The 25,305-nt window shown below is 71.8% G+C and carries 22 protein-coding genes; 6 read left to right on the forward strand and 16 right to left on the reverse strand.

The features are described from left to right. Window positions 1-10: 10 nt before the first annotated feature. Both ACSJD1_RS11050 and ACSJD1_RS11055 read left to right on the forward strand, forming a co-directional pair. Window positions 11-1,636, forward strand: a complete 1,626-nt coding sequence (locus ACSJD1_RS11050; protein ID WP_438855355.1) for an acyl-CoA carboxylase subunit beta — start codon at window positions 11-13, stop codon at window positions 1,634-1,636. Window positions 1,637-1,644: 8 nt separating this feature from the next. Beyond that, complete coding sequence (locus ACSJD1_RS11055; RefSeq protein WP_438855356.1) at window positions 1,645-1,875, forward strand: acyl-CoA carboxylase epsilon subunit; 231 nt, start codon at window positions 1,645-1,647, stop codon at window positions 1,873-1,875. Between the two features lie 334 nt (window positions 1,876-2,209). Here ACSJD1_RS11055 and ACSJD1_RS11060 read toward each other — a convergent pair whose 3' ends face one another. From ACSJD1_RS11060 to ACSJD1_RS11075, 4 genes are all read right to left on the reverse strand, one after another. After that, window positions 2,210-3,220 (reverse strand): hypothetical protein, encoded by a 1,011-nt coding sequence (locus ACSJD1_RS11060; protein WP_438855357.1) that lies wholly within the window; start codon window positions 3,218-3,220, stop codon window positions 2,210-2,212. Continuing rightward, window positions 3,217-4,452 carry a sensor histidine kinase gene (locus ACSJD1_RS11065; protein ID WP_438855358.1) on the reverse strand — a complete coding sequence of 412 codons (1,236 nt, stop codon included), beginning with the start codon at window positions 4,450-4,452 and terminating at the stop codon, window positions 3,217-3,219. Before ACSJD1_RS11065 ends, ACSJD1_RS11060 begins: the two co-directional genes overlap by 4 nt. Next, entirely contained in the window at window positions 4,439-5,143 is a 705-nt protein-coding gene (locus ACSJD1_RS11070) for a response regulator (protein ID WP_438855359.1), read from the reverse strand. Before ACSJD1_RS11070 ends, ACSJD1_RS11065 begins: the two co-directional genes overlap by 14 nt. A 75-nt stretch (window positions 5,144-5,218) precedes the next feature. Further along, window positions 5,219-6,574, reverse strand: a complete 1,356-nt coding sequence (locus ACSJD1_RS11075; RefSeq protein WP_438855360.1) for a class I SAM-dependent RNA methyltransferase — start codon at window positions 6,572-6,574, stop codon at window positions 5,219-5,221. Between the two features lie 58 nt (window positions 6,575-6,632). Between ACSJD1_RS11075 and ACSJD1_RS11080 the strand changes: the two genes are divergently transcribed. Together ACSJD1_RS11080 and ACSJD1_RS11085 are read left to right on the forward strand one after the other, a co-directional pair. After that, window positions 6,633-7,274: a Maf family protein gene (locus ACSJD1_RS11080; protein WP_438855361.1), complete on the forward strand. Its 642-nt coding sequence runs from the start codon at window positions 6,633-6,635 to the stop codon at window positions 7,272-7,274. A gap of 136 nt (window positions 7,275-7,410) precedes the next feature. After that, entirely contained in the window at window positions 7,411-9,180 is a 1,770-nt protein-coding gene (locus ACSJD1_RS11085) for an acetyl/propionyl/methylcrotonyl-CoA carboxylase subunit alpha (protein WP_438855362.1), read from the forward strand. Between the two features lie 145 nt (window positions 9,181-9,325). Here the strand turns inward: ACSJD1_RS11085 and ACSJD1_RS11090 are convergent, their stop codons facing one another. Beyond that, window positions 9,326-10,756 carry an NAD(P)H-quinone dehydrogenase gene (locus ACSJD1_RS11090; protein ID WP_438855363.1) on the reverse strand — a complete coding sequence of 477 codons (1,431 nt, stop codon included), beginning with the start codon at window positions 10,754-10,756 and terminating at the stop codon, window positions 9,326-9,328. A gap of 127 nt (window positions 10,757-10,883) precedes the next feature. Here ACSJD1_RS11090 and ACSJD1_RS11095 point away from each other — a divergent pair, with 127 nt between their 5' ends. Continuing rightward, on the forward strand, window positions 10,884-11,711 hold the full coding sequence (locus ACSJD1_RS11095; protein WP_438855364.1) for a purine-nucleoside phosphorylase: 828 nt from the start codon (window positions 10,884-10,886) through the stop codon (window positions 11,709-11,711). A gap of 87 nt (window positions 11,712-11,798) precedes the next feature. Further along, complete coding sequence (locus tag ACSJD1_RS11100) at window positions 11,799-13,517, forward strand: phospho-sugar mutase (RefSeq protein ID WP_438855365.1); 1,719 nt, start codon at window positions 11,799-11,801, stop codon at window positions 13,515-13,517. An 85-nt stretch (window positions 13,518-13,602) separates the two neighbouring features. On the opposite strand, the gene ACSJD1_RS11105 is transcribed toward ACSJD1_RS11100, so the two are convergent. The 11 genes from ACSJD1_RS11105 to ACSJD1_RS11155 all read right to left on the reverse strand — a co-directional run bounded on the left by ACSJD1_RS11105 (window position 13,603) and on the right by ACSJD1_RS11155 (window position 25,221). Then, window positions 13,603-13,887 (reverse strand): PTS sugar transporter subunit IIB, encoded by a 285-nt coding sequence (locus ACSJD1_RS11105; RefSeq protein WP_438855366.1) that lies wholly within the window; start codon window positions 13,885-13,887, stop codon window positions 13,603-13,605. After that, entirely contained in the window at window positions 13,884-14,369 is a 486-nt protein-coding gene (locus tag ACSJD1_RS11110) for a PTS sugar transporter subunit IIA (protein WP_438855367.1), read from the reverse strand. Before ACSJD1_RS11110 ends, ACSJD1_RS11105 begins: the two co-directional genes overlap by 4 nt. A 117-nt stretch (window positions 14,370-14,486) precedes the next feature. Next, window positions 14,487-15,608, reverse strand: coding sequence for an adenosine deaminase (locus ACSJD1_RS11115; protein ID WP_438855368.1), 1,122 nt, complete (start codon window positions 15,606-15,608; stop codon window positions 14,487-14,489). Window positions 15,609-15,705: 97 nt separating this feature from the next. After that, window positions 15,706-17,007 (reverse strand): thymidine phosphorylase, encoded by a 1,302-nt coding sequence (locus tag ACSJD1_RS11120; RefSeq protein WP_438855369.1) that lies wholly within the window; start codon window positions 17,005-17,007, stop codon window positions 15,706-15,708. Next, window positions 17,004-17,423, reverse strand: a complete 420-nt coding sequence (locus ACSJD1_RS11125) for a cytidine deaminase (RefSeq protein WP_438855370.1) — start codon at window positions 17,421-17,423, stop codon at window positions 17,004-17,006. The genes ACSJD1_RS11120 and ACSJD1_RS11125 overlap by 4 nt, the downstream gene beginning before the upstream one ends. A gap of 13 nt (window positions 17,424-17,436) precedes the next feature. Then, a complete protein-coding gene (locus ACSJD1_RS11130) occupies window positions 17,437-18,747 on the reverse strand; it encodes an ABC transporter permease (protein WP_438855371.1) in 1,311 nt (436 codons plus the stop codon). Beyond that, window positions 18,744-20,048 (reverse strand): ABC transporter permease, encoded by a 1,305-nt coding sequence (locus ACSJD1_RS11135; RefSeq protein ID WP_438855372.1) that lies wholly within the window; start codon window positions 20,046-20,048, stop codon window positions 18,744-18,746. The genes ACSJD1_RS11130 and ACSJD1_RS11135 overlap by 4 nt, the downstream gene beginning before the upstream one ends. Then, the gene (locus tag ACSJD1_RS11140; RefSeq protein WP_438855373.1) at window positions 20,045-21,586 is read right to left on the reverse strand and encodes an ABC transporter ATP-binding protein; all 1,542 of its coding nucleotides are present in this window, start codon (window positions 21,584-21,586) and stop codon (window positions 20,045-20,047) included. The genes ACSJD1_RS11135 and ACSJD1_RS11140 overlap by 4 nt, the downstream gene beginning before the upstream one ends. Window positions 21,587-21,752: 166 nt before the next feature. Then, window positions 21,753-22,850 (reverse strand): BMP family lipoprotein, encoded by a 1,098-nt coding sequence (locus tag ACSJD1_RS11145; protein WP_400994102.1) that lies wholly within the window; start codon window positions 22,848-22,850, stop codon window positions 21,753-21,755. A 171-nt stretch (window positions 22,851-23,021) separates the two neighbouring features. Further along, entirely contained in the window at window positions 23,022-24,080 is a 1,059-nt protein-coding gene (locus ACSJD1_RS11150; RefSeq protein WP_438855374.1) for a BMP family lipoprotein, read from the reverse strand. Between the two features lie 22 nt (window positions 24,081-24,102). Next, window positions 24,103-25,221 (reverse strand): mannose-1-phosphate guanylyltransferase, encoded by a 1,119-nt coding sequence (locus ACSJD1_RS11155; protein ID WP_438855375.1) that lies wholly within the window; start codon window positions 25,219-25,221, stop codon window positions 24,103-24,105. Window positions 25,222-25,305 lie beyond the last annotated feature (84 nt).

Genomic DNA, 25,305 nt, shown 5'->3' on the forward strand with positions numbered 1-25,305 from the left:
ACCGGGCCGGATGGGCGCCGGTAGAGTGAACGGCGTGACCGAATCGACGAACGACGGCCCCGACCTCTCCACCACCGCGGGCAAGCTCGCCGACCTCAAGCAGCGCTACCACGAGGCCGTGACGGCCTCGGGCGAGGCGGCCATCGAGAAGCAGCACGCCAAGGGCAAGATGACCGCGCGCGAGCGCATCGACGAGCTCCTCGACCCGGGCTCGTTCGTCGAGCTCGACGAGTTCGTACGGCATCGCACGCACGCGTTCGGCATGGAGGCCAAGCGCCCCTACGGCGACGCCGTCGTCACCGGGCTCGGCACGATCCACGGTCGCCCGGTCGCGGTCTACTCGCAGGACTTCACCATCTTCGGGGGCTCGCTCGGCGAGGTCGCGGGCGAGAAGATCATCAAGGTCATGGAGCACGCGCTGAAGACGGGCGTGCCGATCATCGGCATCCTCGACTCCGGCGGCGCCCGCATCCAGGAGGGCGTCGTCGCACTCGGCAAGTACGGCGAGATCTTCCGCCGCAACACCGCCGCCTCGGGCGTCATCCCGCAGATCTCGATCGTCTGCGGCCCGGCCGCCGGCGGCGCCGTCTACTCCCCCGCACTCACCGACTTCGTGATCATGGTCGACAAGACCAGCCAGATGTTCGTCACGGGCCCCGACGTCATCAAGACCGTCACCGGCGAGGACGTGGGGATGGAGGAGCTCGGCGGCGCGCTCACGCACAACACGATCTCGGGCGTCGCGCACTACCTCGCGAGCGACGAGTCCGATGCGCTCGACTACGCCCGCACGCTGGTGTCGTTCCTTCCCGACAACAACATGTCGGAGGCGCCGGTCTACGAAGCCGAGGTCGAACTCGAGATCACCGACGACGACCGCAGGCTGAACGCGATCATCCCGGACTCGCCGAACCAGCCGTACGACATGCACTCGATCATCGAGGGCATCGTCGACCACGGCGACTTCCTCGAGGTGCAGCCCCTGTTCGCGCCGAACATCGTGGTCGGCTTCGCGCGCGTCGAGGGTCGCTCGGTCGGCATCATCGCGAACCAGCCCAGCCAGATGGCCGGCACGCTCAACATCGCCGCCGGCGAGAAGGCGTCGCGGTTCGTCCGCTTCTGCGACGCGTTCTCGATCCCGATCCTCACCCTGGTCGACGTGCCCGGCTACCTGCCCGGCACCGATCAGGAGTGGACGGGCGTCATCCGCCGCGGCGCCAAGCTGCTCTACGCGTACGCCGAGGCGACGGTCCCGCTGGTCACCGTGATCACGCGCAAGGCCTACGGCGGCGCCTACATCGTCATGGGCTCCAAGCAGCTCGGGGCCGACATCAACCTCGCATGGCCGACCGCCGAGATCGCGGTCATGGGAGGCCAGGGCGCCGTGAACATCCTCTACCGCGGCGAGATCAAGCGGGCCGAGGAGGCCGGCGAGGACGTCGCGGCGGTCCGCACGAAGCTCGCGAACGAATACACGTACAACGTCGCCTCGCCGTTCCTCGCCGCCGAGCGCGGCGAGCTCGACGGGGTCATCGAGCCCGCGGCGACGCGCGTGTCGGTCACGAAGGCGCTGCGCGCCCTCCGGACCAAGCGTGCGAGCCTGCCGGCCAAGAAGCACGGCAACATCCCCCTCTAGGAGGCACGATGACCAGCGCATCCACTGACGGCGACGCGGAGTCGCTCGACCTCCGGTTCCTCACGCGAGACGTGAAGGCCGAGGAGGCCGCCGCCGTGACCGCGGTGCTCGCCGCCACGGTCCGCGAGTCGCAGGGCGAGCACGAGCCGGCCCCGCGCAACGACTGGTCGCATCCGCGCAACGCGCTCCGACCGCGCATCGAGGTCGGCCGGGGTCGCTGGGCGGCATCGGCACGCTGACCTCCCCCGAACGCCGACGTCCCCCGGATACGGGGACGGATGCCTCCGGCACCCACGACTCCCGCGACGTCGTGTCCCCCATGTCCCCCGAAATGCTGACTTCGCTCGGCGCGGCGGATCCGTACGATTGGTGGTACGCACTCCATCGGAGTCGTATCCGTCACCGGCTGGGTAACCGGTGGCGCTCTGGGGGCGAGTCAGGGCGATATTCGGGTTGTCGCCGTGACTCGGGCTTGCTGGGGGGTCGGTAGGGGCCGACCCCCCGCTTCCATGTCCGGGCCGAGGCGGAACGTGCGTGAACCGGCCGTGTCGCAGACGTCATCGCCGGGCTGTTTCAGCCCGCGCGCGGGATCTCCAGCCAGAGCTCGACCTCCGCGTCCTCCGACTCGACCGACTCGCCGTTCCCGCCGCTCAACCCGACGACGGTGACCGCCACCGGCGATCCCTCGGCGGCCGTTCGCGCGATGATCCGTTCGGCCCCGGTCGTCTCGACCACGTCCGCCAACTGGGACAGGATCCGGTCGCGTTCGGCCTCGTCGAGCTCGTCGATCCCGCCCTCGTCGAGGAGCGTGACGGTGGCGCCCCGATCGCGCGCGTGCCGGACCGCCGCGCGCACGGCATCGGTCAGCAGCATCCGCCCGCGGATCTCGTCGCGGATCGCCGCCTCGAGCGTGCGGCACTCGGCGCGTTCGGCGTCGCTCAGCGCGTGGCCGCCGTCGGCGATGCGGCGGAGCATGCGCGATGCGAGGCGCTGCGTCTGCGCGAGCCGCATCCGACCCTCGAAGAGGTGGGCGTCCTGTGCGGCCTGCCAGGCGGCGGCCTCTCGTTCGGCCTGCGCATAGCGCCTCGTCGCCCGGGCCGCGCTCGCGAGCGCGGCGGAGAGCATGTGGGCGATGCCGACCCAGACGAGGCTGCCGATCACGCCGAGCTGCCCGAGTGCGAGCGGCCCGGCCCACAGGACCGTCTGCACCGCGAGCACGATGACGCCGGCCCACGCGACCACCAACTGCCGACGTGCGGCGGCGATCGTCATGAGGGTGCCGACCGCGGCGACGTACCAGGTCGCGTAGCCGTTGTCGCTCGACGGATCGAGCTGGCTCGTGACGAGCACCGGGAGCACGATGCCGACGGCGAGGTCGAGCGCGGCGAGCCAGTCCGGCATCCGAGCCCGCCGTGCGGGCCACAGGCTGAGCACCGTCGCGAGCGCGTAGAGCACGAGGGCCACGATGATCGGCCACGGCGATGCGGCCACGTCGGTGGAGAGCGACGAGACGCCGAGCACCACGTGGTAGCCCGAGAACATCGCCGCGAGCGCCATGAGCAGCCAGCGCGGCACGGAGATCATCCGCTGCCCCCATCCACGCCCGCGGGCCAGGCGAGCGTCACGGTCGTCCCGTTCCCCGGTTCCGACGTGATCGTCGCCGACCCGCCCTCGTTGGCCATCCGCTCCTCGATCGAGACCCTGAGCCCCAGTCGGCTCGGCGGCACCGTCGCCGGGTCGAAGCCCGACCCGTTGTCGATGACGCGGATGACGCATCCGCCCGCCCCCACCCCGCGGACCTCGAGTTCCCGGCGGACCCGGCCGATCGGGCCGTCCGCGTGCTGCACGCTGTTCACCATGGCCTGCATCGCGGCCGACGAGAGCGCGTCGATCGCCTCGACGGGCAGCTCGACGCCGTCGGCGCCGTCGACGCGCACGATGAACGGTGCCGAGAAGCCGGCGACGCCGGCCCGGAGCCGGCGGGTGAGCACGGTGAGGCCGACGCGATCGTCGACGCCCGGCACCTCCACGGCGGCCTCGTCGAGTCGCCGAACGGCGTCGCCGGCCATGCGCGCCGCGAGGGCGCGCTCGGCCGGGGTCCGGGCGGCCGCCGCGGAGAGCAGCGTCGTCAGCACGCTGTCGTGCACGAGGGCGTCGATCTTCACGCGCTCGATCTCCGTCGCGTGCCGCCGTGCCACGGCGTCGTAGCGTTCGAGCGCGGCCTCCTGCGCGGCATCCACTGCGATCGCCGCCTGCCGGAGCATGGTGATGATCACGAGCACGACGATGCCCAGGATCACGGCGTACATGGTGTCGAGCACTGCGAGCAGCGCGCCGGCGCCGCCACCGGACGGGCTCAGCCGGACGACCCCGTAGATCGCGGGAACCGCACTCGTGTACGCCGCGGCGGGCGCGACCGGGAGTGCGATCACGGCCGCCGTCGTCGCGACCGTGCAGAGGTAGTAGAGCCACGGGGTCCGGCCGGCCATGGCGGCGGTATCGACGACGAGGAAGGGCCATGCCAGCAGGGCGATGACGTAGATGGTCGCGAACGCGAGCGCGGCAACGCGCACCGCGACCCTGGTGAACGTCGCCGCCGCGAGCGCGGCGATCGCTCCGTATACGACCGCCATCATCGCGACACCCGCGCCGTCGGCCATGAGCGGCGCCTGGTCGATCGCCGTCGGCACGGTCTGCGCGCCGAACACGAGCCCGAACGCACCGAGCGCGCGACCGGCGACCGTCTCGACCTGCGCGCGGCTCACCGCCGCACGGCGCGGGACGAGCCGGCTCGCCCGCCAGTCAGCGGCGGGCATCCCCGGCCTCGGCATCGAGCCCGGGGAGGATGCCGTCCTCGACCGCGCGCCGCAGCAGGTCGACCTTCGTCGGGGCGGGCCGGCCGACCTCGACGTACTTCGCGCGGATGCGATCGAGGTACTCGCGGGCCGTCGAGTGCGCGATGCCGAGCTGCTGCGCGACGAGCTTCAGCGGCAGCCCCGACGCGTACAGGTTCAGCACGTCGCGCTCGCGGCGTCCGAGCTGCGCCTTCGCGAAGTCGCGGTCGGCCTCGATGGCGCTGGCCCACTCGACGTTGTTGAGGGCGTCGCCCCGGGCGACCGTCGCGATCGCCGCGATGACCGAGGCCGTCGGCGACGACTTCGGGATGACGCCGGCAGCGCCGGCAGCGAGCGCCTCGCGCACGGCGGCCACCCGGTCGGCGATGCTGTGCACGAGCACCTGGCTCCCCGTCGCGAGCACGGCCCGGACGTTGTCGGTCACGTTCGAGCCGTCGCCGAGCGAGAGGTCGAGCAGCACGACCCGCGGCGGGTCCACGGCGGGATCCCCGAACTCGGCGAGGAGCGTGGGGACATCGGCGGTGTCGGCGACGACGTCGTAGCCCGCCTCCCGGCACGCCGCGCGGAGCCCGAGCCGGACCGCCTCGTGGTCGTCGACGATCGCCACCGTCGTCGTGGCCGTCACCGCCGCCTCGTCCGTCTCCGCCGTCACGCGCACTCCCCCGTCACGCCGTCCTCCCGTCGTGCCGGCCCCGCGCGGAGTCCGGCCGCGCGATTCCCGCCGTCCTCACACGATAGCGGCGAACCGCGCGACCGCCTCGACGTGATGGGTGTTCGGGAACAGGTCGAAGGCCTCGAGGGCCTCGAGCTCGAACCCGTGCGACCGGAACGTCGCGACGTCGCGTGCGAGCGCGACGGGGTCGCACGCGACGTACACGACCTGCGCCGGTCGCAGCTCGGCGAGCCGGTCGACGACCGCGCGACCGGCGCCGGCGCGCGGCGGGTCGAGCACGACGGTGGCGCCGCGGAGTCCCCGCACCCGGGCGTCCGGCGCGCCCGCCAGTCGGTCGAGGTAGCGGTCGACCCGTTCCGACACGGCGCGTGCGCCGACCCAGTCGGCGAGGTTCGCGCCCGCATGCTCGGTCGCGCGTGGGTCCGCCTCGACGCTCGTGATGCGCGTCGACGGGCCGAACCGGTCGCCGACCGCGGCGGCGAGCAGGCCCACGCCGCCGTAGAGGTCCTGGTTCTCCGCGTCGGGGTCGAATCGATCGCCGTCGATCGCCGCCTGCACGGCGAGCGTGAGCGTCGACGCCGCGCCCCGATGCACCTGCCAGAAGCCACCGCGATCGAGCGCGAATCGCCGGTCGCCGACCCGCTCCACGACGGTCGGCGCCGATTCCGGGCCGCGGTCGCCGGAGGCGCGCACCACCAGCTCGGCACGACCCTCGGACGGGGCCACGAGGTCGACCGCCGATCCCCCGGCCACCGATCCCCCGCGGCGTCCGGCCGCCGTCAGCGGTGCGATCTCCTCGATCGCCGCGACCGCGAGCGGCAGCGACGCGACCGGGACCACCCGATGGCTCCGTGCCGCGTACGGCCCGACGGCGCCCTCGGCGTCGACGTGGAGGCGCACGCGCGTGCGCCATCCGGTCCCTGCCTCGACATCGACGCCGGGCGCCAGCGCAGGATCGACCGCGCGCACCTCCACGTCGCGCTCGACGCCGCCCATGCGCGCGAGGGCGTCGCGCAGCACCTCGGCCTTCAGGTCGCGCTGCCGCCGCATGTCGATGTGTCCGAACTCGGCTCCGCCTGCGCGGTCCTCCGGTGCCCGGTCGACCGATGCCTCCGCCCAGACGTGCGCGCGGCGGTCGGGCGAGGCGTCGAGCACCTCGAGCGTCTCAGCCCGCCAGAAGCGGTCTCGAGCGGCATCCGTCACCTGCGCCCGCACGCGCTCGCCGGGGATGGCGTCGGCGACGAACACCACTCGGCCGTCGTGGCGGGCCACCGCGACGCCGCCGTGGGCGATGCGGTCGACATCGAGCTCGAGCACGGGTCCCGGTTCGGCCGGGCGGTGCGGCGCGGGGCGTCGCCGAGCCTCGGGCGCCGGGCGGCGTGACGGACGTCGACGGGAGGTGGCCATCATCCGAGCATCCCACACCGAGCCGAATGCGGGCCGGGAGCTGCACCGGCAGGATGGACGCATGCGCCTCTACCTCGCGTCGACCTCCCCCGCCCGCCGCCAGCTGCTGCGCCAGGCGGGGATCGAACCCGTCCTGGTCGCGCCGGGCGTCGACGAGGAGGCAGCGGTCGCCGAGCACGAGGCCGTGCACGGCGCGCTTGCCCCGGAGCAGCTGGTGCAGTTGCTCGCGCAGCGCAAGGCGGAGGCGATCATCGGACGCGACGTCGACGGTGCGCCGATCGACGGCCTGATCCTCGGCGGCGACTCGGCGTTCCTCGTCGACGGCGTGCTGCACGGCAAGCCGCACCGCCCCGAGGTCGCCCGCGAGCGGTGGACGGGCCAGAACGGCCGCTCCGGCGTGCTCTGGTCGGGCCACTGGGTCATCGACCACCGCGGCGGGTCGGCGCAGTCGGCCGTCGGGCGGGCCGCCTCGGCCGTCGTCGAGTTCGCCGCGCTCGACGACGACGAGATCGACGCGTACATCGCGACGGGCGAACCGCTGGCCGTCGCCGGCGCGTTCACCGTCGACAGCCTCGGCGGACCGTTCATCCGCTCCGTCTCGGGCGACCCGTCGACCGTCGTCGGACTCTCGCTGTCGACGATGCGCGACCTGGTGCGCGAGCTCGGGGTCGCCTGGATCGACCTCTGGGACCTCGGCGCATGACTCCCCTCGAGACGGCCGGACCGGGATCGGAGCCGTCCGGGCCATCCGTTCGTTGTCGGTCACCGAAACAGCTGCAGGGCTTTTTTGTGGGCACCGCCCAAAGGCGGCTGGGAATCCGCCAATAGGCTTGGTCATCATGCGTCGCATCACCAAGGTCCTCATCGCCAACCGCGGCGAGATCGCCGTCCGCGTCATCCGAGCCGCCCGCGACTCCGGGCTCGCCTCCGTCGCCGTCTACGCCGACCAGGACCGCGACGCGCGCCACGTCAAGCTGGCCGACGAGGCGTACGCGCTCGACGGCTCGACGAGCGCCGAGACCTACCTGGTGATCGACAAGCTGCTCTCGGTCGCCCGCCGATCCGGCGCCGACGCCGTGCACCCCGGGTACGGCTTCCTCGCCGAGAACCCCGACTTCGCCCGCGCCGTCATCGATGCCGGCCTGATCTGGATCGGTCCGTCGCCCGAGGCGATCGAGCGCCTCGGCGACAAGGTCTCCGCGCGCCACGTCGCCGAGAAGGTCGGAGCGCCCCTCGCACCCGGCACGCTGAACCCCGTCGCGGATGCCGCCGAGGTGCTCGAGTTCGTCGACGTGCACGGGCTTCCCGTCGCGATCAAGGCCGCGTTCGGCGGCGGCGGGCGCGGGCTCAAGGTCGCGCGCGAGCGCGACGAGGTGGCGGAACTCTTCGAGTCGGCCACCCGCGAGGCCGTCGCCGCGTTCGGTCGCGGCGAGTGCTTCGTCGAGAAGTACCTCGACAAGCCGCGACACGTCGAGACGCAGTGCCTCGCCGACGAGCACGGCAACGTCGTCGTCGTCTCGACGCGCGACTGCTCGCTGCAGCGCCGCCACCAGAAGCTCGTGGAGGAGGCGCCGGCGCCGTTCCTCACCGAGGAGCAGAACCGACTGCTCTACGAGTCGTCCAAGGCGATCCTCAAGGAGGTCGGGTACGTCGGCGCGGGCACCTGCGAGTTCCTCATCGGACAGGACGGCACCGTCTCCTTCCTCGAGGTGAACACGCGCCTCCAGGTCGAGCACCCCGTCTCCGAGGAGGTCACGGGCCTCGACCTCGTGCGCGAGCAGTTCCGCCTCGCCGAGGGCGGCGTCCTCGACTACCCGGACCCCGTGACGACCGGCCATTCGTTCGAGTTCCGCATCAACGGCGAGGACCCGGGCCGCAACTTCCTCCCGGCGCCCGGACCGATCCACCAGCTCCGCTTCCCCGGCGGCCCCGGAGTCCGCGTCGACTCCGGTGTCACGAGCGGCGACGAGATCTCGGGCGCGTTCGACTCGCTGCTCGCCAAGCTCATCGTCACGGGCGCGACCCGCAAGGACGCGCTCGAGCGCGCGCGCCGCGCCCTCGACGAGTTCGACGTGGCCGGCCTTCCGACCGTGCTGCCATTCCACCGCGACATCGTCCGCAACGCGGCCTTCGCCCCCGACGGCGACGAGCCGTTCACCGTGTACACCCGCTGGATCGAGACCGAATACGACAACCGCCTCGAGCCATGGACCGGCGAGCTCGCCGAGACCAAGGGCCCGGGCGCGCGCACCGCGCTCGTGGTCGAGGTCGACGGTCGACGCATCGAGGTCTCCCTTCCGAAGCGCCTCGCGGGCGCACCGTCGACGAACGGCACGCGCGGCCCGGCACCGCGCCGCCGCGCCGCCCACCACGCCGTCGACACCTCGACCGGCGACGCCGTGACCGCGCCCATGCAGGCCACGGTGGTCAAGGTCGCGGTCGCCGAGGGAGACAAGGTCGTCAAGGGCGACCTGGTGCTCGTGCTCGAGGCGATGAAGATGGAGCAGCCCATCGTGGCCCACAAGGACGGCGTCGTTGGCCTCGTGAACGCCGAGCCGGGCACGACCGTCTCGAGCGGCCACCTCCTGCTCTCGATCGCCGACGCGTAAGCCGCCGACGCGCAACCCGCCGGGGCGCAACCCGCCGGGGCGCAACCCGCCGGGGCGTCGCGCGCCGTCGCCCCTCGCGCGGCCTTCCGCACGCGGCCGAGGGCGTCGAATCGCCGAGGACCCCTGAGGGCCGGATCGGCTCGCGCTACCGCACGACGTGCATCGCGCGCGCGGCGTCGGTGAGCGACCCGGTGAGCGACGGGTAGACCGGGAACGCCTCGGCGAACTGGTCGACCGTGAGTCGGTGCTCGACCGCGAGCGCGAGCGGGAAGATCAGCTCGGAGGCCTTCGGCGCCACGATCACGCCGCCGATGATGGCGCCCGACCCGGCCGACGCGAACAGCTTGACGAATCCGTCGCGGATGCCCATCATCTTCGCGCGCGGGTTCGACGCGAGCGGCAGCTTGTAGATGGTTCCGGGCACGACGCCCTCGTCGATCTCCTTCTCGGTCCAGCCGACCGTGGCGATCTCGGGTTGCGTGAAGATGTTGGAGGTGATGTTGCGGTTCTCGGGCGGGTTCACGATGTCGCCCATGGCGTGGAACACGGCGGTGCGACCCTGCATCGAAGCGACGGAAGCCAGCGGCAGGAACGTCGTGCAGTCGCCGGCGGCGTAGATGTTCGGCATCGACGTCCGCGCGACCCGGTTGACGCGGATGTGCCCCGACTCGGCGAGCTGCACGCCCGCCTCCTCGAGCCCGAGGTCGGCCGTGTTCGGCACCGAGCCGACGGCCATGAGGCAGTGCGACCCGCGCACCTCGCGGCCGTCCGAGAGCGTGGCGAGCACCCCGTCGCCGTCGACGACGACCGAGTCGGCGCGCGACTTCGAGAGCACCTTCATGCCGTTGCGCTTGAACACCTTCTCGATGACCGCGGCGGCATCGGCGTCCTCTCCGGGCAGCACGTGCTCGCGGCTGGAGATGAGGGTGACCTTCGCGCCGAGCGCCCGGTAGGCCGACGCGAACTCGGCCCCGGTGACACCGGAGCCGACGACGATGAGGTGCTCGGGCACCTGCTTCAGCGCGTAGAGCTCCGTCCACGTCAGGATGCGCTCGCCGTCGGGCACCGCGGACGGCAGCACGCGCGGGGTCGCGCCGGTCGAGATCACGAGCGTGTCGGCCTCGATGCGATCGAAGTCGGTGCCGCCCTTCGCCGTCGCCACGATGATCGCGTTCGGGCCGTCGAGCCGGCCCTCGCCCTGCACGAGCCGCACTCCGGCGTCGAGCAGGTTCGTCCGCATGTCCTCCGACTGCTGGGCCGCGAGGCCGAGCAGTCGCTTGTTCACGGCCTGCAGGTTGATCGCGACATCCGGCTTCACCGCCTTGGCGTCGCCGCCGCGCGCGAAGAACTGCACGCCGAGGTCGGCGGCCTCCTTCACCGCGTTCGAGGCCTCGGCCGTCGCGATGAGCGACTTCGACGGCACGACGTCGGTGAGCACCGCCGATCCGCCGACGCCCGCGCGCTCGACGAGCGTGACCTCGGCGCCGAGCTGCGCGGCGGCGAGGGCGGCCTCGTACCCGCCGGGCCCACCTCCGAGTACGGCGATCCTCTGGGTGCGCTCGAAGGTGGTGTGCATGCCACCCATTCTCCCGTACGCGCGGGCGGGCGCGCGAACGCGAGCGGGCGGGCGGATGGCTCGCGCAGACGAGCACCGTGCCGCGCACGCCGTGCCGCGGCATCCGCCCCTTGCGTACGATGAGGGGATGCAGCAGCAGAATCCGCTCGACGACCCCGCCGCCGATCCGTTCGCCGTCGCACGCGACGCGGCCGCACGCATCGCGGAGCTCACCGGGGTCCCGCGCCACGACGTCGCACTCACGCTCGGCTCCGGCTGGGGCGCCGCCGCCGAGCTCATCGGTGAGACGACGCACACGATCCCCGCGAGCGAGGTCCCGGGCTTCTCGAAGCCCGCGCTCGAGGGCCACGTCGGCACGCTGCGCTCCGTCGCCCTGCCCGACGGCAGGCGCGCCCTCGTGATCGGCGCACGCACGCACTACTACGAGGGTCACGGCGTGCGACGGGTCGTCCACTCGGTCCGCACGGCCGCGGCGACCGGCGCGACGACGATGATCCTCACCAACGGCGCGGGGGGCATCAAGGAGCACTGGACACCCGGCAGCCCGGTGCTGATCAGCGACCACATCAACCTCACCGCCGACTCGCCGCTCGAGGGCGCGACGTTCGTCGACCTCACCGACCTGTACTCGTCGCGGCTGCGCGCCGTCGCGAAGGGCATCGACCCGTCACTCGACGAGGGCGTGTACGTGCAGTTCCGCGGCCCGCACTACGAGACGCCGGCCGAGGTGCAGATGGCGAAGGCCATGGGCGGGCACATCGTCGGCATGTCGACCGCGCTCGAGGCCATCGCTGCTCGTCAGGCCGGCATGGAGATCCTCGGCATGTCGCTCATCACGAACCTCGCGGCCGGCATCCAGACCACGCCGCTCAGCCACGAGGAGGTCATCGAGGCCGGCCGCAACGCCGAGGCCAGGATCTCCGACCTGCTGGCGAAGGTCGTCGCGGCGATCTAGCCCGGCACCGCGCGACGCAGGACCGAACACCCGGAACGTTCCGCGCGGCGGGCCGTCGCCCGCCGCAATCGAGAGAGAAGGCAACGGATGCCAGAACTCACCGACCCCGACCGCATCGCCCGCGCCGAGGCCTGGATCGCACAGGATCCCGACCCCGAGACGCGCGAGGAGCTCGCCGCGATCGTCGCGCGCGTCCGCGAAGGTGATGCCGCGGCATCCGCCGACCTCGCCGACCGCTTCGACGCCCGACTCGCCTTCGGCACGGCGGGCCTGCGCGGCGAGATCGCCGCGGGCCCGAACCGCATGAACCGCGTGCTCGTGTCGCAGGGCGCGGCGGGCCTGGCCGCACACCTGCTGGAGCGGGCGACGGACGGCGGGGCCCCGAGCGTCGTCGTCGGCTACGACGGTCGGCGGAACTCCGAGGCGTTCGCGCGCGACGTCGCCGAGGTCATGGCGGGTGCGGGGGTGCGCGCCGTCCTGCTGCCCCGACTCCTGCCGACACCGGTTCTGGCGTTCGCCGTCCGGCACCTCGACACGAGCGCCGGCGTGATGATCACCGCGTCGCACAACCCGCCGAACGACAACGGCATGAAGGTCTACCTCGGCGGAGCCGACCAGGGCTCGCAGATCGTCGCTCCGGCCGACGCCGAGATCGCCGCGCAGATCGACCGCGTCGCCGCGTCGACGACCGTTCCCGAGCTCCCGCGCGGAGCGTTCGAGATGGCCGACGAGTCCGTCGTCGACGCGTACGTCGCCGCCACGGCGGCCGTGGCATCCGCTCCGGCCGCCCAGCCGCGCGTCGTCTACACGGCGATGCACGGCGTCGGGTGGGAGACGATGCGCCGCGTCCTCGAGGTCGCCGGCTTCGACGCCCCGTCGCTGGTGGCGGAGCAGATCGAGCCCGACGGCCGATTCCCGACCGTCTCGTTCCCGAACCCCGAGGAGCCGGGCGCGATGGACCTGTCGTTCGCGGCGGCCCGCGCCGCCGGCGCCGACCTCGTCATCGCGAACGACCCCGACGCCGACCGGCTCGCGGTCGCGATCCCCGACTCGGCATCTCCCGAGGGGTACCGCCGCCTGACCGGCAACGAGGTCGGGCTGCTCCTCGGCTGGCAGGTGGCCGAGCAGGTCGCGAGCGAGGGCGAGGGGCGAACGGCGACGGATGCCGCGGGCCCGCGAGGCACGCTCGCCTGCTCGATCGTCTCCTCCCCCGGCCTCGAGGCGGTCGCGCGCGCCCATGGCCTCGACTTCCGCGCGACCCTCACGGGCTTCAAGTGGATCTCGCGTGCGCCGGAGCTCCGCTTCGGCTTCGAGGAGGCCCTCGGGTACCTGGTGAACCCCGAGACCGTCCGCGACAAGGACGGCATCTCGGCGGCGATCGCCTTCCTCTCGCTCGCTGCGGGGCTCGCGGCCGAGGGTCGCACGATCGCCGACCACCTGGGCGACTTCGCCATGCGGTTCGGGTGCTTCGACTCGACGCAGGTGTCGATCCGGGTGACCGATCTCTCGCGCATCGCCGAGGTCATGGCGCGACTGCGCGCCGAACCGCCCACCGAGGTCGGCGGCATCCGCGTCGAACGCATCGACGACCTCTCGGCCGGGATCGACGGCTATCCGCCGTCCGACGTGCTCCGGCTCGTGCTCGAGGGTGGTGCGCGCGTGATGGTGCGCCCGAGCGGCACCGAGCCGAAGCTGAAGGTCTACATCGACGCGGTCGCGACCGACGGCTCGCTCGAGGAGCGCCGGGCGGCCGCATCCGACGCCGTGGGCCGACTCGAGACGGGCATGCGAGCGCTCGTCGCGTGATTCGCCGCGGACCGGGCCGGCCCGACGTGATGGGTCTCCCGGCCGTGCCGCAGCGTGCGTCACGCCGGCCCGACCTCGCGGGGGGTCAGCCGAGCGAGGCGTCGAGCTTGCGCCCGATCTCCTCGACGTCGAAGTAGTTCTCGACCTCGATGACCTCCGCCCACGTGCGGCCGAGCGCCTCCCGGACGCGGTCGGCGAGTTCCGTCGAGGTGAGGACCACCTGCGCGTCGGCGGCGGCTTCGCGGACGCCCGCGAGGTCGCTCGCCGTGACGTCGGCCGTCAGCCCGAGCCGGTCGAGGGCGCGCTCGGCGTTGCCCTTGAGGATGGCCGAGCTGCCGACGCCGACGCCGCAGACCGCGACGATCCTCATGAGGGCGCCCCTGCGGCATCCGTCGTCGGACGCCCCTCGCCGGCGGCGTCCAGGACGCCCCGGACCTCGTCCGGCGTCGCCGCGTCGGCGATCCGGTCGATGGCGTCGCGCTCGTTGAACACGTTGGCCAGGTCGGCGACGCTGGCGACGTGCTCCTCGGCATTCGTGACCGCCAGGCCGAGCACGACCCTGACGGGGTCGTTGTGCGGATGGCCGAACGGGACCGGGTCGGCGAGCGTCACGACGGAGAGTCCGCTCCTGCGCACGTCGGGACCGGGCCGCGCGTGCGCGAGCGCGAGTCCGGGCGCGATCACGATGTACGCGCCGAACTCCTCCAGCACCTCGATCATCCGGTCGGCGTACCCCGGCATCGTGGCTCCGGACCGGGTGAGCGCGCGCCCGGCTGCGCCGACGGCGTCGCGCCAGTCGGCGACCTGGGCGCGCAGCACGATCGCGTCGTCGGGGAGCGGAGGGAGGGTCATCGATGTCCGTTCGGCGGGTGGTTCTGGTGGAGCCGGGTTCGGTGGGAACCTCGGGGAGGTCGGCGGGCCGGATCGACCTCGCGGGCTAAGCGGCCCGGGCCGGGGACCGGCCCGGGATCAGGCCTCGTCGAAGCCGTCCTGGATCTGCTCGACCAGGTCTTCCCGGTCGTCGAGCGGGAGGAAGGCCGCCGCGGCGGCGTTGAGCTGGAACACCTCGAAGTCGTCGAGGTCGTACCCGAACGCGTCCGACAGCAGCGAGAGCTCGCGGCTGAGCGACGTGCCCGACTGCAGCCGGTTGTCGGTGTTGACGGTGACTCGGAATCCGAGCTGGTAGAGGAGGTCGAAGGGGTGGTCGACCAGTTCGTCGCCCCACGCCGCGATGGCGCCCGTCTGCAGGTTCGAGGTCGGGCTCGTCTCGAGGGCGATCTCGCGGTCGCGGACCCACTGCGCCACCGGACCGAGGGAGACGTAGGTGTTCTCGTCGTCCTGGCGCTCGATCGTGAGGTCCTCGGCGAGTCGCACGCCGTGGCCGAGGCGGAGCGCGCGACCGTCGAACAGGGCGCTCCGGATCGAATCGAGGCCGTCGGCCTCGCCCGCATGCACGGTCACGGGCATGAAGCGGGTCGCGAGGAAGTCGAACGCCGTGCGGTGGCGGCTCGGCGGGAAACCCGCCTCGGCCCCCGCGATGTCGAAGCCGACCACGCCGCGATCGCGATGGCGCACGGCGAGCTCGGCGATCTCGAGGCCCCGGTCGGCATGCCGCATCGCGGTGACGAGCTGGCCGACCCGGATGCGGGCGCCTTGGCGCCGCACGTCGTCGGTGCCCTCCTCGAGGCCGGCCTGCACGGCCTCGACGGCCTCGTCGAGCGAGAGCCCGCGGCCGAGGTGCTGCTCGGGGGCCCATCGGACCTCGCCGTAGATGACGCCGTCCTCGGCGAGGTCGTTGACGAACTCGCGTGCGACCCTGGCGAGCCCGTCGCGGGTCTGCATGACCGCGGTGGTCACGTCGAACGTCTTGAGGTACTCCACGAGCGAGCCCGAATCGGACTGGTCGGCGAACCACCGGCCCAGATCGTCGGCCTCGGTCGCAGGAAGTTCGAGCCCGATCTCGTCGGCGAGCTCGATGACGGTCTGCGGCCGCAGTCCGCCGTCGAGATGATCGTGCAGCGAGATCTTCGGCAGCGACCGGATGTCGGTGCCGTCTCCCTCGATCCGGTATTCGGTCGCGTGCGTGTCCACCCCACCACGATAGCGGCGTGCGCGCGGATCGACGCAGGGAAATCCCTGCGTACGGCGGCACGCGACGGGCAGCCGCGCACGGCGGACCGGCCCGCCGTCAGCGCCCGATGCGCTCCGCGATGAGCGGGCCGCCGTCCTGGACCTCCGCGCCGGCGTCGCCGATCTCCCACGCCCCCTCGACGGATTCGAGGGCGCGCGCGAAGCGAGCGGGCTGGTCGGCGTGCAGCGTGAACAGCGGCTGGCCGGCGCGGACCTCGTCGCCGGGCTTGGCGTGCAGGTCGATGCCGGCCGCGTGCTGCACCGGGTCCTCCTTGCGCGCGCGACCCGCACCCAGGCGCCAGGCGGCGATGCCGAACGACAGCGCGTCCTGCCGGAGGAGGACGCCGTCGCGATCGGCCGTCACGACGTGCTGCTCCTTCGCGACGGGCATGGGGGCGTCGGGGTCACCGCCCTGGGCGCGGATCGAGGCGCGCCACGTGTCCATGGCGCGGCCGTCGTCCAGCGCCCGCTCCACGTCGGCATCCGCGACCCCGGCGAGCTCGAGCATCTCGCGCGCGAGCGCGATGGTGAGCTCGCGCACATCGGCCGGCCCGCCGCCGGCGAGCACCTCGACGGACTCGCGGACCTCGTTCGCGTTGCCGATCGTGAGCCCGAGCGGCACGTTCATGTTCGTCAGGAGCGCCGAGGTCGCGACCCCGGCGTCCTCGCCGAGTTCGACCATCGTGCGCGCCAGCTCGCGCGAGCGCTCGATGTCCTTCAGGAACGCGCCCGACCCGAACTTCACGTCCAGCACGAGCGCGCCCGTGCCCTCGGCGATCTTCTTCGACATGATCGACGACGCGATGAGCGGGATGGCCTCGACCGTGCCCGTGATGTCGCGCAGGGCGTAGAGCTTCTTGTCGGCCGGGGCGAGCCCCGCGCCGGCGGCGCAGATGACTCCGCCCACGTCGCGCAGCTGGGCGAACACCTCCTCGTTGGAGAGCTCGGCGCGCCAGCCGGGGAAGGACTCCAGCTTGTCGAGCGTGCCGCCGGTGTGCCCGAGTCCCCGCCCCGAGAGCTGCGGGACGGCCACGCCGAACGAGGCGACCAGCGGCATCAGCGGCAGCGTGATCTTGTCGCCGACGCCGCCCGTCGAGTGCTTGTCGGTCGTCGGCTTGCCGAGCGCCGAGAAGTCCAGGCGCTCGCCCGAGGCGAGCATCGCCATCGTCATGTCGCGGATCTCGCGGCGGCTCATCCCGTTGAGGAAGATCGCCATGGCCATCGCCGACATCTGCTCGTCGGCGACGTAGCCGCGCGTGTACGCGTCGACGAGCCATCCGATCTGGTCGGTGGTCAGCTCGCCGTGGTCGCGCTTCGTGCGGATGAGGTCGACGGCGTCGAAGGCCTCGACGGCGCTCATGCGGACTCCCCTCGGAACTCGGCGAGCTGCCGCGGGCCGAACGCGTCGGGCAGCACCTCGTCGATCGTCTTCAGGCCCGAGACGGTCTCGAGCACCATCCCCTCGGCCGAGTGCTCGTAGAGCAGCTGCCGGCAGCGGCCGCACGGCATGAGCACGTTGCCGTGCCCGTCGACGCACGTGAACGCGACGAGCCTGCCGCCGCCGGACATCACCAGCGCCGACACGAGCGAGCACTCCGCACAGAGGGTGACGCCGTACGAGGCGTTCTCCACGTTGCATCCACTCACCACGCGACCGTCGTCGGCGATGGCCGCCGCGCCCACGGGAAACTGCGAATAGGGGGCATAGGCCTTCGCCATCGCCTCACGGGCGATCTCGCGAAGGTGGTCCCAGTCGATCGACTGCTGGTCGGTCATCGGGCCTCCTCGATCAGGACTTGATGTACGGCTTGCCGGCTGCGGCGGGGCCGCGGACCTTGCCGACGAACCCTGCGACGGCGAGGATCGTGACGACGTAGGGCAGCATGAGCATGAATTCGCTCGGGACCGGGGCGCCGATCACGGACAGCGTGTTCTGCAGGTTGGATGCGAAGCCGAACAGCAGGGCGGCGAGCGTGGCCTTGATCGGGTCCCACTGGCCGAAGATGACGGCGGCGAGGGCGATGAAGCCGGCTCCTGCGGTCATCTCCTTGTTGAACGCGCCGACCGCGCCGAGGGTGAAGAACGCGCCGCCGAACCCGGCGATCGCGCCGGCGAGGGAGACGTTCCAGAACCGGGTGCGAGCCACGTTGATGCCGACGGTGTCGGCCGCGGTGGGGTGCTCGCCGACCGAGCGGAGCCGGAGGCCCCAGCGGGTGTGGAACAGGCCGATGTAGACGGCCGCGATGATGACGTACATGGCGTACACGATCAGCGTCTGGCGGAAGAACATCGGCCCGATCAGCGGGATCTCGGACAGCAGCGGGATCGGGATGCGCTGCAGGCGGGGCGGGGAGTTCAGCAGGGCGGCGTTCGGGGCGAGGACCTGGGAGAACAGGAAGCTGGTCAGGCCGATCACGAGGACGTTGAGCACGACGCCGACGATGACCTGGTCGACGAAGTACTTGATCGCGAACGCGGCGAGCACGAACGCGACCAGCACGCCCGAGATCGCTGCGGCGAACAGGCCGACGATCGGACCGAGCCACTGCTGGCCGATCACGGAGGCGACCACCGCGGAGGTGAACGCGCCGGCCAGCAGCTGACCCTCGATGGCGATGTTGATCACGCCGACCCGCTCGCTGATGACGCCGCACAGGGCGCCGAAGATCAGCGGGACGGACAGGCTGAGCGCGCCGGCGAGCAGGCCGGGCAGCGGGATCACCGGGGTGCGGGCGCCCGCGGCCGCCCAGGTCAGGAACGCGACCAGGCCGATCACGGCGAAGATCACGACCAGCCACAGCGGTACGGGCCGCTTGGCGCGGACCATCGCGGCGGACACGACGGTGATCGCCGTCAGCAGGACGATGCAGGTCCACGTGGTGACCGGGCCGCTGATGGTGATCTCGGGGATCTGGATGAGGTCGTTGCCCGACGAGAGCCGGAACGTCGCGTCGCCGCCGTGCCGGGTCGCGAGGAAGAGCACCGCGAGCAGCGCGGTGATCACGGCGAACGAGATCGGCGCCTTCCAGCTGACGACGACGGTCGTGTCGAGCGTCGCGGTCGGGGCTGCGGCGGCGTGGTGCTGGCTGGGAGCGGTCACTTCGCCGCCACCTCCTCCTTGCGTGCGGTACGGGTTCGCTTCTTGGGCTTCGAGCCCGGCTGCGGGAGCCGGAAGATCGCCCGCACCAGCGGCGGCGCCGCGATGAAGAGCACGATCAACGACTGCACGACGAGGACGATGTCGATCGGCACGCCCTCGGCGGCCTGCATCGCGAACCCGCCGGCCTTGAACGCGCCGAACAACACGCCGGCCGCGAGGATGCCCCACGGGTTGGACCCGCCGAGCAGGGCGACCGTGATCGCGTCGAAGCCGATGCCGGCGTCGATGCCGGAGGAGAAGCCGGTCGTGACGGTGCCGAGCACCTGGTCCACGCCGGCCAGGCCGACGAGCGCGCCGGAGATCAGCATCGCGTAGACGTACATCGAGTTGACGTTGATGCCGGCCACCCGGGCGGCCTTCGGGTTCAGCCCCACGGCGCGGAAGCGGAAGCCGAGGCTGGACCGGTCGAGGATCCACCACACGAGCACGACGCAGCCGAGGGAGAGCAGGAAGCCCAGGTGCAGGTTGAACCCGGACCCGAGGAGGTCGGGGAAGATCGCGGTGTCCTTCATCGGCGGCGTCTTCGGGTTGTTCGTGCCCGGCGCCTGCAGCAGGCCCTGGGTGCGGAGCATCCACGAGACCAGGTACAGGGCGACGTAGTTGAGCATGATCGTCACGATCACCTCGTGGGCGCCGGTGCGGGCCTTCAGCAGGCCCGCGATACCGGCCCACAGGGCGCCGGCGATGATGCCGGCGATCACGGCGATGATCATGTGCAGCGGGAACGGCAGGTCGAACGAGAACGCCACCCACCCGGCGGCGGATGCCGCGAGCAGCATCTGTCCGCGACCACCGATGTTGAACATGCCCACCTTGAACGCCAGGCCCACCCCGAGGCCGGCCGCGATCAGCGGGGTCGCGAAGTTCAGCGTCTCGGTCAGCGGTCGGATCCCGGACGCGAAGTCGGGTCGGCGGAAGTTGTAGACCGCGCCCTGGAACAGTGCCGAGTACGCGCCGGCGACCGAGTCCCAGATCGCGGCGAACGTGTCGCCCGGGCGGGCGAAGAAGTACCCGGATGCCGCCTGCACGCGCTCGTCGGTGAACGCGATCATGACGGCGCCGACGACGAGGGCCAGCAGCACGGCCAGCACCGAGATGATCGCATTGCCGGTGGCGATCTGACGCAGCGCCTGCTGCCACCGCGAGCCCTCGGGCTCCGGCTCGGGCTCGATGACGGGTTCGTCGGGCTGGACCTCGTCGTTCGTCTCGAGCGCGACGTCGGGGTCGTTGCGGTCGCTCATGCGGCGGCTCCTTCGGGGGTCGGGGCGTCACCGGACGCTCCGGGGCTCTCACCGGCCATCATCAGGCCGAGGACCTCGCGGGGGGTGTCGCCGGGAACGATGCCCACGACCTTGCCCCGGTACATCACCATGATCCGGTCGGCGAGGGCGGTGACCTCGTCGAGCTCGGTCGAGACCACCACGACGGGCACGCCCGCGTCGCGGGTCTCGATGATGCGCTTGTGGATGAACTCGATCGACCCCACGTCCACGCCGCGCGTGGGCTGGGCCGCGACGAGCAGCCGCAGGTCGCGGCTGAGCTCACGGGCGAGCACCACCTTCTGCTGGTTGCCGCCCGAGAGACGCCCCGCCTTCGTCTCGATGCCGGGAGTGCGGACGTCGAACTCCGCGACCTTCTCCGCAGCGAACTCCGCGAGGAACCCGCGCTGCACGTTGCCCGCCCGCACGAACGGCATGCCGCCGGATCGATCCAGCATCAGGTTCTCCGCAACCGAGAACTCGCCGACCAGGCCGTCCTCCGTGCGGTCCTCGGGCACGAACCCGACGCCCGCTTCGAGGATCCGCCGCACCGAGTGCCGGGTGATCTCCTCGCCGTCGAGCCGGACGCTGCCCTCGACCCGCGGCTGCAGGCCCATCAGCGCCTCGGTCAGCTCGGTCTGCCCGTTGCCCTGCACGCCCGCCACGGCGAGCACCTCGCCCCGGCGCACCGCGAAGCTCACGTCGTTGACGACGAGCTGGCCGATCGGGTCGACGACCTTGAGGTGGTCGACCTGGAGCGCCTCCTCGCCGAGCGTCGGCTCCTCCTTCTGGACCGTGAGCTCGACCGCGCGACCGACCATCAGCGAGGCCAGCTCGGCGTTGGACGCCGAGGGGTCGGCCTCGCCGACGACCTTGCCCAGCCGCACGACCGTGATCCGGTCGGCGACCTCGCGCACCTCGCGGAGCTTGTGCGTGATGAACACGATCGACGCACCCGACTCCTTCAACTGGCGCATGATCGACATCAGCTCGTCGGTCTCCTGCGGCGTGAGGACCGCGGTCGGCTCGTCGAAGACCAGCACGCGCGCGTCGCGGGAGAGCGCCTTGATGATCTCCACCCGCTGCTGCACGCCGACCGGCAGGTCGTCGACCAGCGCGTCGGGGTCGACGTCGAACCCGAACCGGTCGCTGATCTCCCGGACCCGCTGCCGGGCCGCGGCGATGTCGAGCAGCCCTGCCGTCTTGGTCTGCTCGTGGCCGAGCATGACGTTCTCGGCCACCGTGAACACCGGGATCAGCATGAAGTGCTGGTGCACCATGCCGATGCCGGCCCGCATCGCGTCGCCCGGCCCGGAGAAGTGCTGGACCTCGTCGTCGAGGAGGATCTCGCCCTCATCCGCTTGGTACAGGCCGTACAGGACGTTCATCAGCGTCGACTTGCCGGCCCCGTTCTCTCCGAGGAGGCAGTGGATCTCCCCCGCCTCGACAGTGAGGTCGATGTGGTCGTTCGCCACCAGGGAACCGAACTTCTTCGTGATTCCTCGGAGTTCGAGTTTCATGCCACCGATCCTAATGATCGCGCCGGGTTTCGCAGCGGTCGTGCGCCGAAGTGCGCCGATGAGCGTCCCGAACTGCTCAGATGTTGGCGGGCGTGCGCAGCAGCGCCCGGAAATGCCGGAAGGGAGGCCGGTGCAGCACCGGCCTCCCTCCGCGAACGGGCTCGGCTCAGCCGGCCAGGTAGGACTCGACGGTGATGTCGCCGTCGATGATCATCTGCTGGAGCTCGTCGAGCTTCGAGGCCAGGTCGGCCGGAACCGCGTCCTCGAAGTCGTGGAACGGCGCGAGGCCGACGCCCTCGTTCTCGAGCGTGCCGATGAACGGCGCCGGGTCGAACTCGCCGTTGCCGGCCGAGACGATGGCGTCCTCGACGCCGACGTCGATGCCCTTGCGGATCGAGGTCAGGAGCAGGTCGCCGACCGACGGGTCGGTCTCGTACACGTCGGCGTCGACACCGAGCAGCATGATGTCGCGGCCGGAGTCGCGGATCGCCGCGGCACCCGACTGGTAGATCGGGCCGCCGACGGGCAGCAGCACGTCGATGTTCTGGTCGATGAGGCCCTGGGCGACCTGGCGGGCGGTGTCGTTCGCCTCGAAGCCGCCGGTGAACGAGCCGTCCTGGGCCTCGCGGTCCCAGCCGAGCACCTTGACGTCGGTGCCGTTCTCGTCGTTGTAGTACTCGACGCCCTGGGCGAAGCCGTCCATGAAGATCGACACCGTCGGGATGTTGATGCCGCCGTACGTGCCGACCGCACCGGTCTCGCTCATGCCGGCCGACAGGTAGCCCGCGAGGAACGCGGCCTGCGCCGTGTCGAAGATGATCGGCTTGATGTTCGGCGCGTCGGTCTCGCCGTTGAAGTCCTGGTCGACGGTGTCGTCGATCGAGACGTACTCGAGGTCGGGGTTCGCGGTCGCCGACTCGAGGGCCGCCGGCGCGAGCAGGAAGCCGACCGTCACGATCGTGTTGCAGCCCTGGTCGACGAGGCTCTGGAGGTTCGAGGCGTAGTCGGTCTCGGCCGCGGACTCGACCTTCTTGGCCTCGACGCCGAGCTCCTCGGCCGCGCGGTCCAGGCCCTCGGCTCCAAGCTGGTTGAACGACTTGTCGTCGAAGCCGCCGGCGTCGGAGACCATGCAGGGCAGGTAGTCGAGCGCCTCGCCGCCGCCGCCGTCGGTCTCCTCGGGAGCCGACGCGCAACCTGCGAGCAGTGCGACCGCGCCGATGGTCGCGAGGCCGCCGACGGCGGCCTTCTTGAACGTGAACGTCACAGTGTCCTCCAAAAGACAGTGCACCCCGAACGATCGCGGGGACCGTGAGGTCACGTTACCCAATGTTTCGATCGGCGCCATCGGCCCTCCGACCCGGATCGGGCAAAGGTTATGAACCCGCGACATTCTGCTCATATGAGCACCGGCGAAGCGCCCCCGAGCAGCGGGCGCTCACGGCGCCGACGGCGAGTCCACCACCAGCTCCCCCGCGATGATCGCCTGGCGCAGCCCCTCGACCTCGCCCTGCAGTTCGGGCGTGACGAGCGACTCGAGATCGTGGTACGGCGCGATCTCGACGCCGCCGTTCTCGAGCGTGCCGACGTACGGCTCATTGGCGAAGTCGCCGTCCTGGACGGCGCCGACGATCTCGACCATCGCCTGCTGCGTGTTCTTCAGCACGCTCGTCAGGACGACGGGCCGGAACTCCGCGGGCAGCGTCTCGTAGCCGTCGCTGTCGACCCAGATGACCGACGTCGAGCCGTGCTCGACCGCGGCGGCCGCCGCGCCCTCGCCCACCTGTCCCGCGACGGGGAGGATGACGTCGGCGCCCTGGTCGATGAACCCCTCGGCGAGCACCTTCCCCTTGTTGATGTCCTCGAAGTCCCCCGTGAACGAGCCGTCCTGCTCGTCCTTGTTCCAGCCCAGCGCCCGCACGCCCGTGCCGTGCACCTCGTTGTACTTGGCGACGCCGTCGACGAACCCGTCCATGAAGAGCGTCACCGGCGGCTGGTTCCCGCCCCCGAAGGTGGCGACGACCCCGGTCTTCGACACCCCCGCCGCGAGGTAGCCGGCGAGGAAGGACGCCTGGGCGGTGTCGAAGACCACGGGCTTGACGTTCTCCGCGTCCACCGTCTCGTCGACGATCGCGAACGAGACCTCGGGGTTCGCCTCGGCCTCCGCGAGCGTCGCCTCGGCGAGTTCCCACCCCACGGTGACGACGAGCGCGCACCCGGAATCGACCGCCTGCCGCACGTTGGGGGCGAGATCGGTCTCGCTCGTCGACACCAGCGCCTCGGCCTCGACGCCGAGTTCGTCCTCCGCCAACTGCAGGCCCTCCCAGCTCGACTGGTTGAAGGACCGGTCCTCGAGGCCCCCGGAGTTCGTGACCATGCGCACGCACCCCGCGGCGTCGTCGCCGCCGCCGCCCTCGGGCGCCGGCGCGCAGCCGGCGAGGAGGAGGGATGCCGCGATCAGCGCGGCTCCGAACGTGACGACCCGTCGCAGCGACATCCGCCCGACCACCTTCCCGTGCCTAGAGCACGTCGCTCGATCCGCCGAGGCGGAGCGCGTCGACGACGGCCTTCACCCGCTGCGCGTGCTCGCTCGTGGTCACGAGCAGTGCGTCGGGCGTGTCCACGACGACGATATCCTTCACCCCGATCAGGCTGATGACCCGGTCGGCGCGGCTGACGACGATCCCGCTCGACGCGTCGGAGAGGACCCGCGCGTGCTCGCCGAGGATCGCGAGCTCTCCGGAGCGCCCGGCGGTGTTGAGCTTGGCGAGCGACGCGAAGTCGCCGACGTCGTCCCACTGGAAGTGCGCGCGGACGACCGCGAGCCGCCCCCGGGCGGCGGCGGGCTCGGCGATGGAGTAGTCGATCGCGATCTTCGCGAGCGTCGGCCAGATGCGGTCGACCGCGGGGCCCCTCGTCTCGGGGTCGTCCCAGGCCTCGGCCAGCTCGACGAGGCCGGCGTGGAGTTCGGGCTCGGTGCGTGCGAGCTCCTCCAGCAGGCGGTCGGCGCGGGCGATGAACATGCCGGCGTTCCAGAGGTGTCGCCCGCCCTCGAGGTACGTGCGCGCGGTCTCGAGGTCGGGCTTCTCGACGAAGCTCGACACCGCCGTGACCCCACGTGTCCCGGGGATGTCCAGCGGGGCCCCGCACTCGATGTACCCGAAGCCGACGGCCGGCTCGGTCGGCGTGATGCCGATCGTCGCGATGTACCCCGCATCGGCGGCGGCGACCGCGGCCGTCACGGCGTCGCGGAAGAGCGCGGACCCGGAGATGACGTGGTCGGCCGCGAAGGAGCCGATGATCACGCCGGGCTCTCGACGCTCGAGGATCGCGGCGGCCAGCCCGATCGCCGCGGTCGAGTCGCGGGGCTCGCTCTCGAGCACGATGTTCGCATCGGCGAGCTCGGGAAGCTGCGCCTCGACCGCCGCACGATGCGCCCGGCCGGTGACGATCATAATGCGCTGCTCCCCCGAGAGCGGCACCAGCCGGTCCCACGTGTCGCGGAGCAGGGTCTGCCCCGACCCGGTGAGGTCGTGCAGGAACTTCGGTGCGTCGGCGCGCGAGAGCGGCCAGAGCCGGGAGCCCACGCCGCCGGCGGGGATGACGCTGTAGAAGCGGTCGAGCGGAGCCTGTCGCATCCGATCAGGATAGCCGCGGCCGCCTCGGACAACCGTCGGCGCTTCCCTCGCCACCGCGGCGAACCGGAGCACCCGCGAGAGCGC

Source organism: Agromyces excoecariae (assembly GCF_051715505.1).
Lineage (GTDB): Bacteria > Actinomycetota > Actinomycetes > Actinomycetales > Microbacteriaceae > Agromyces.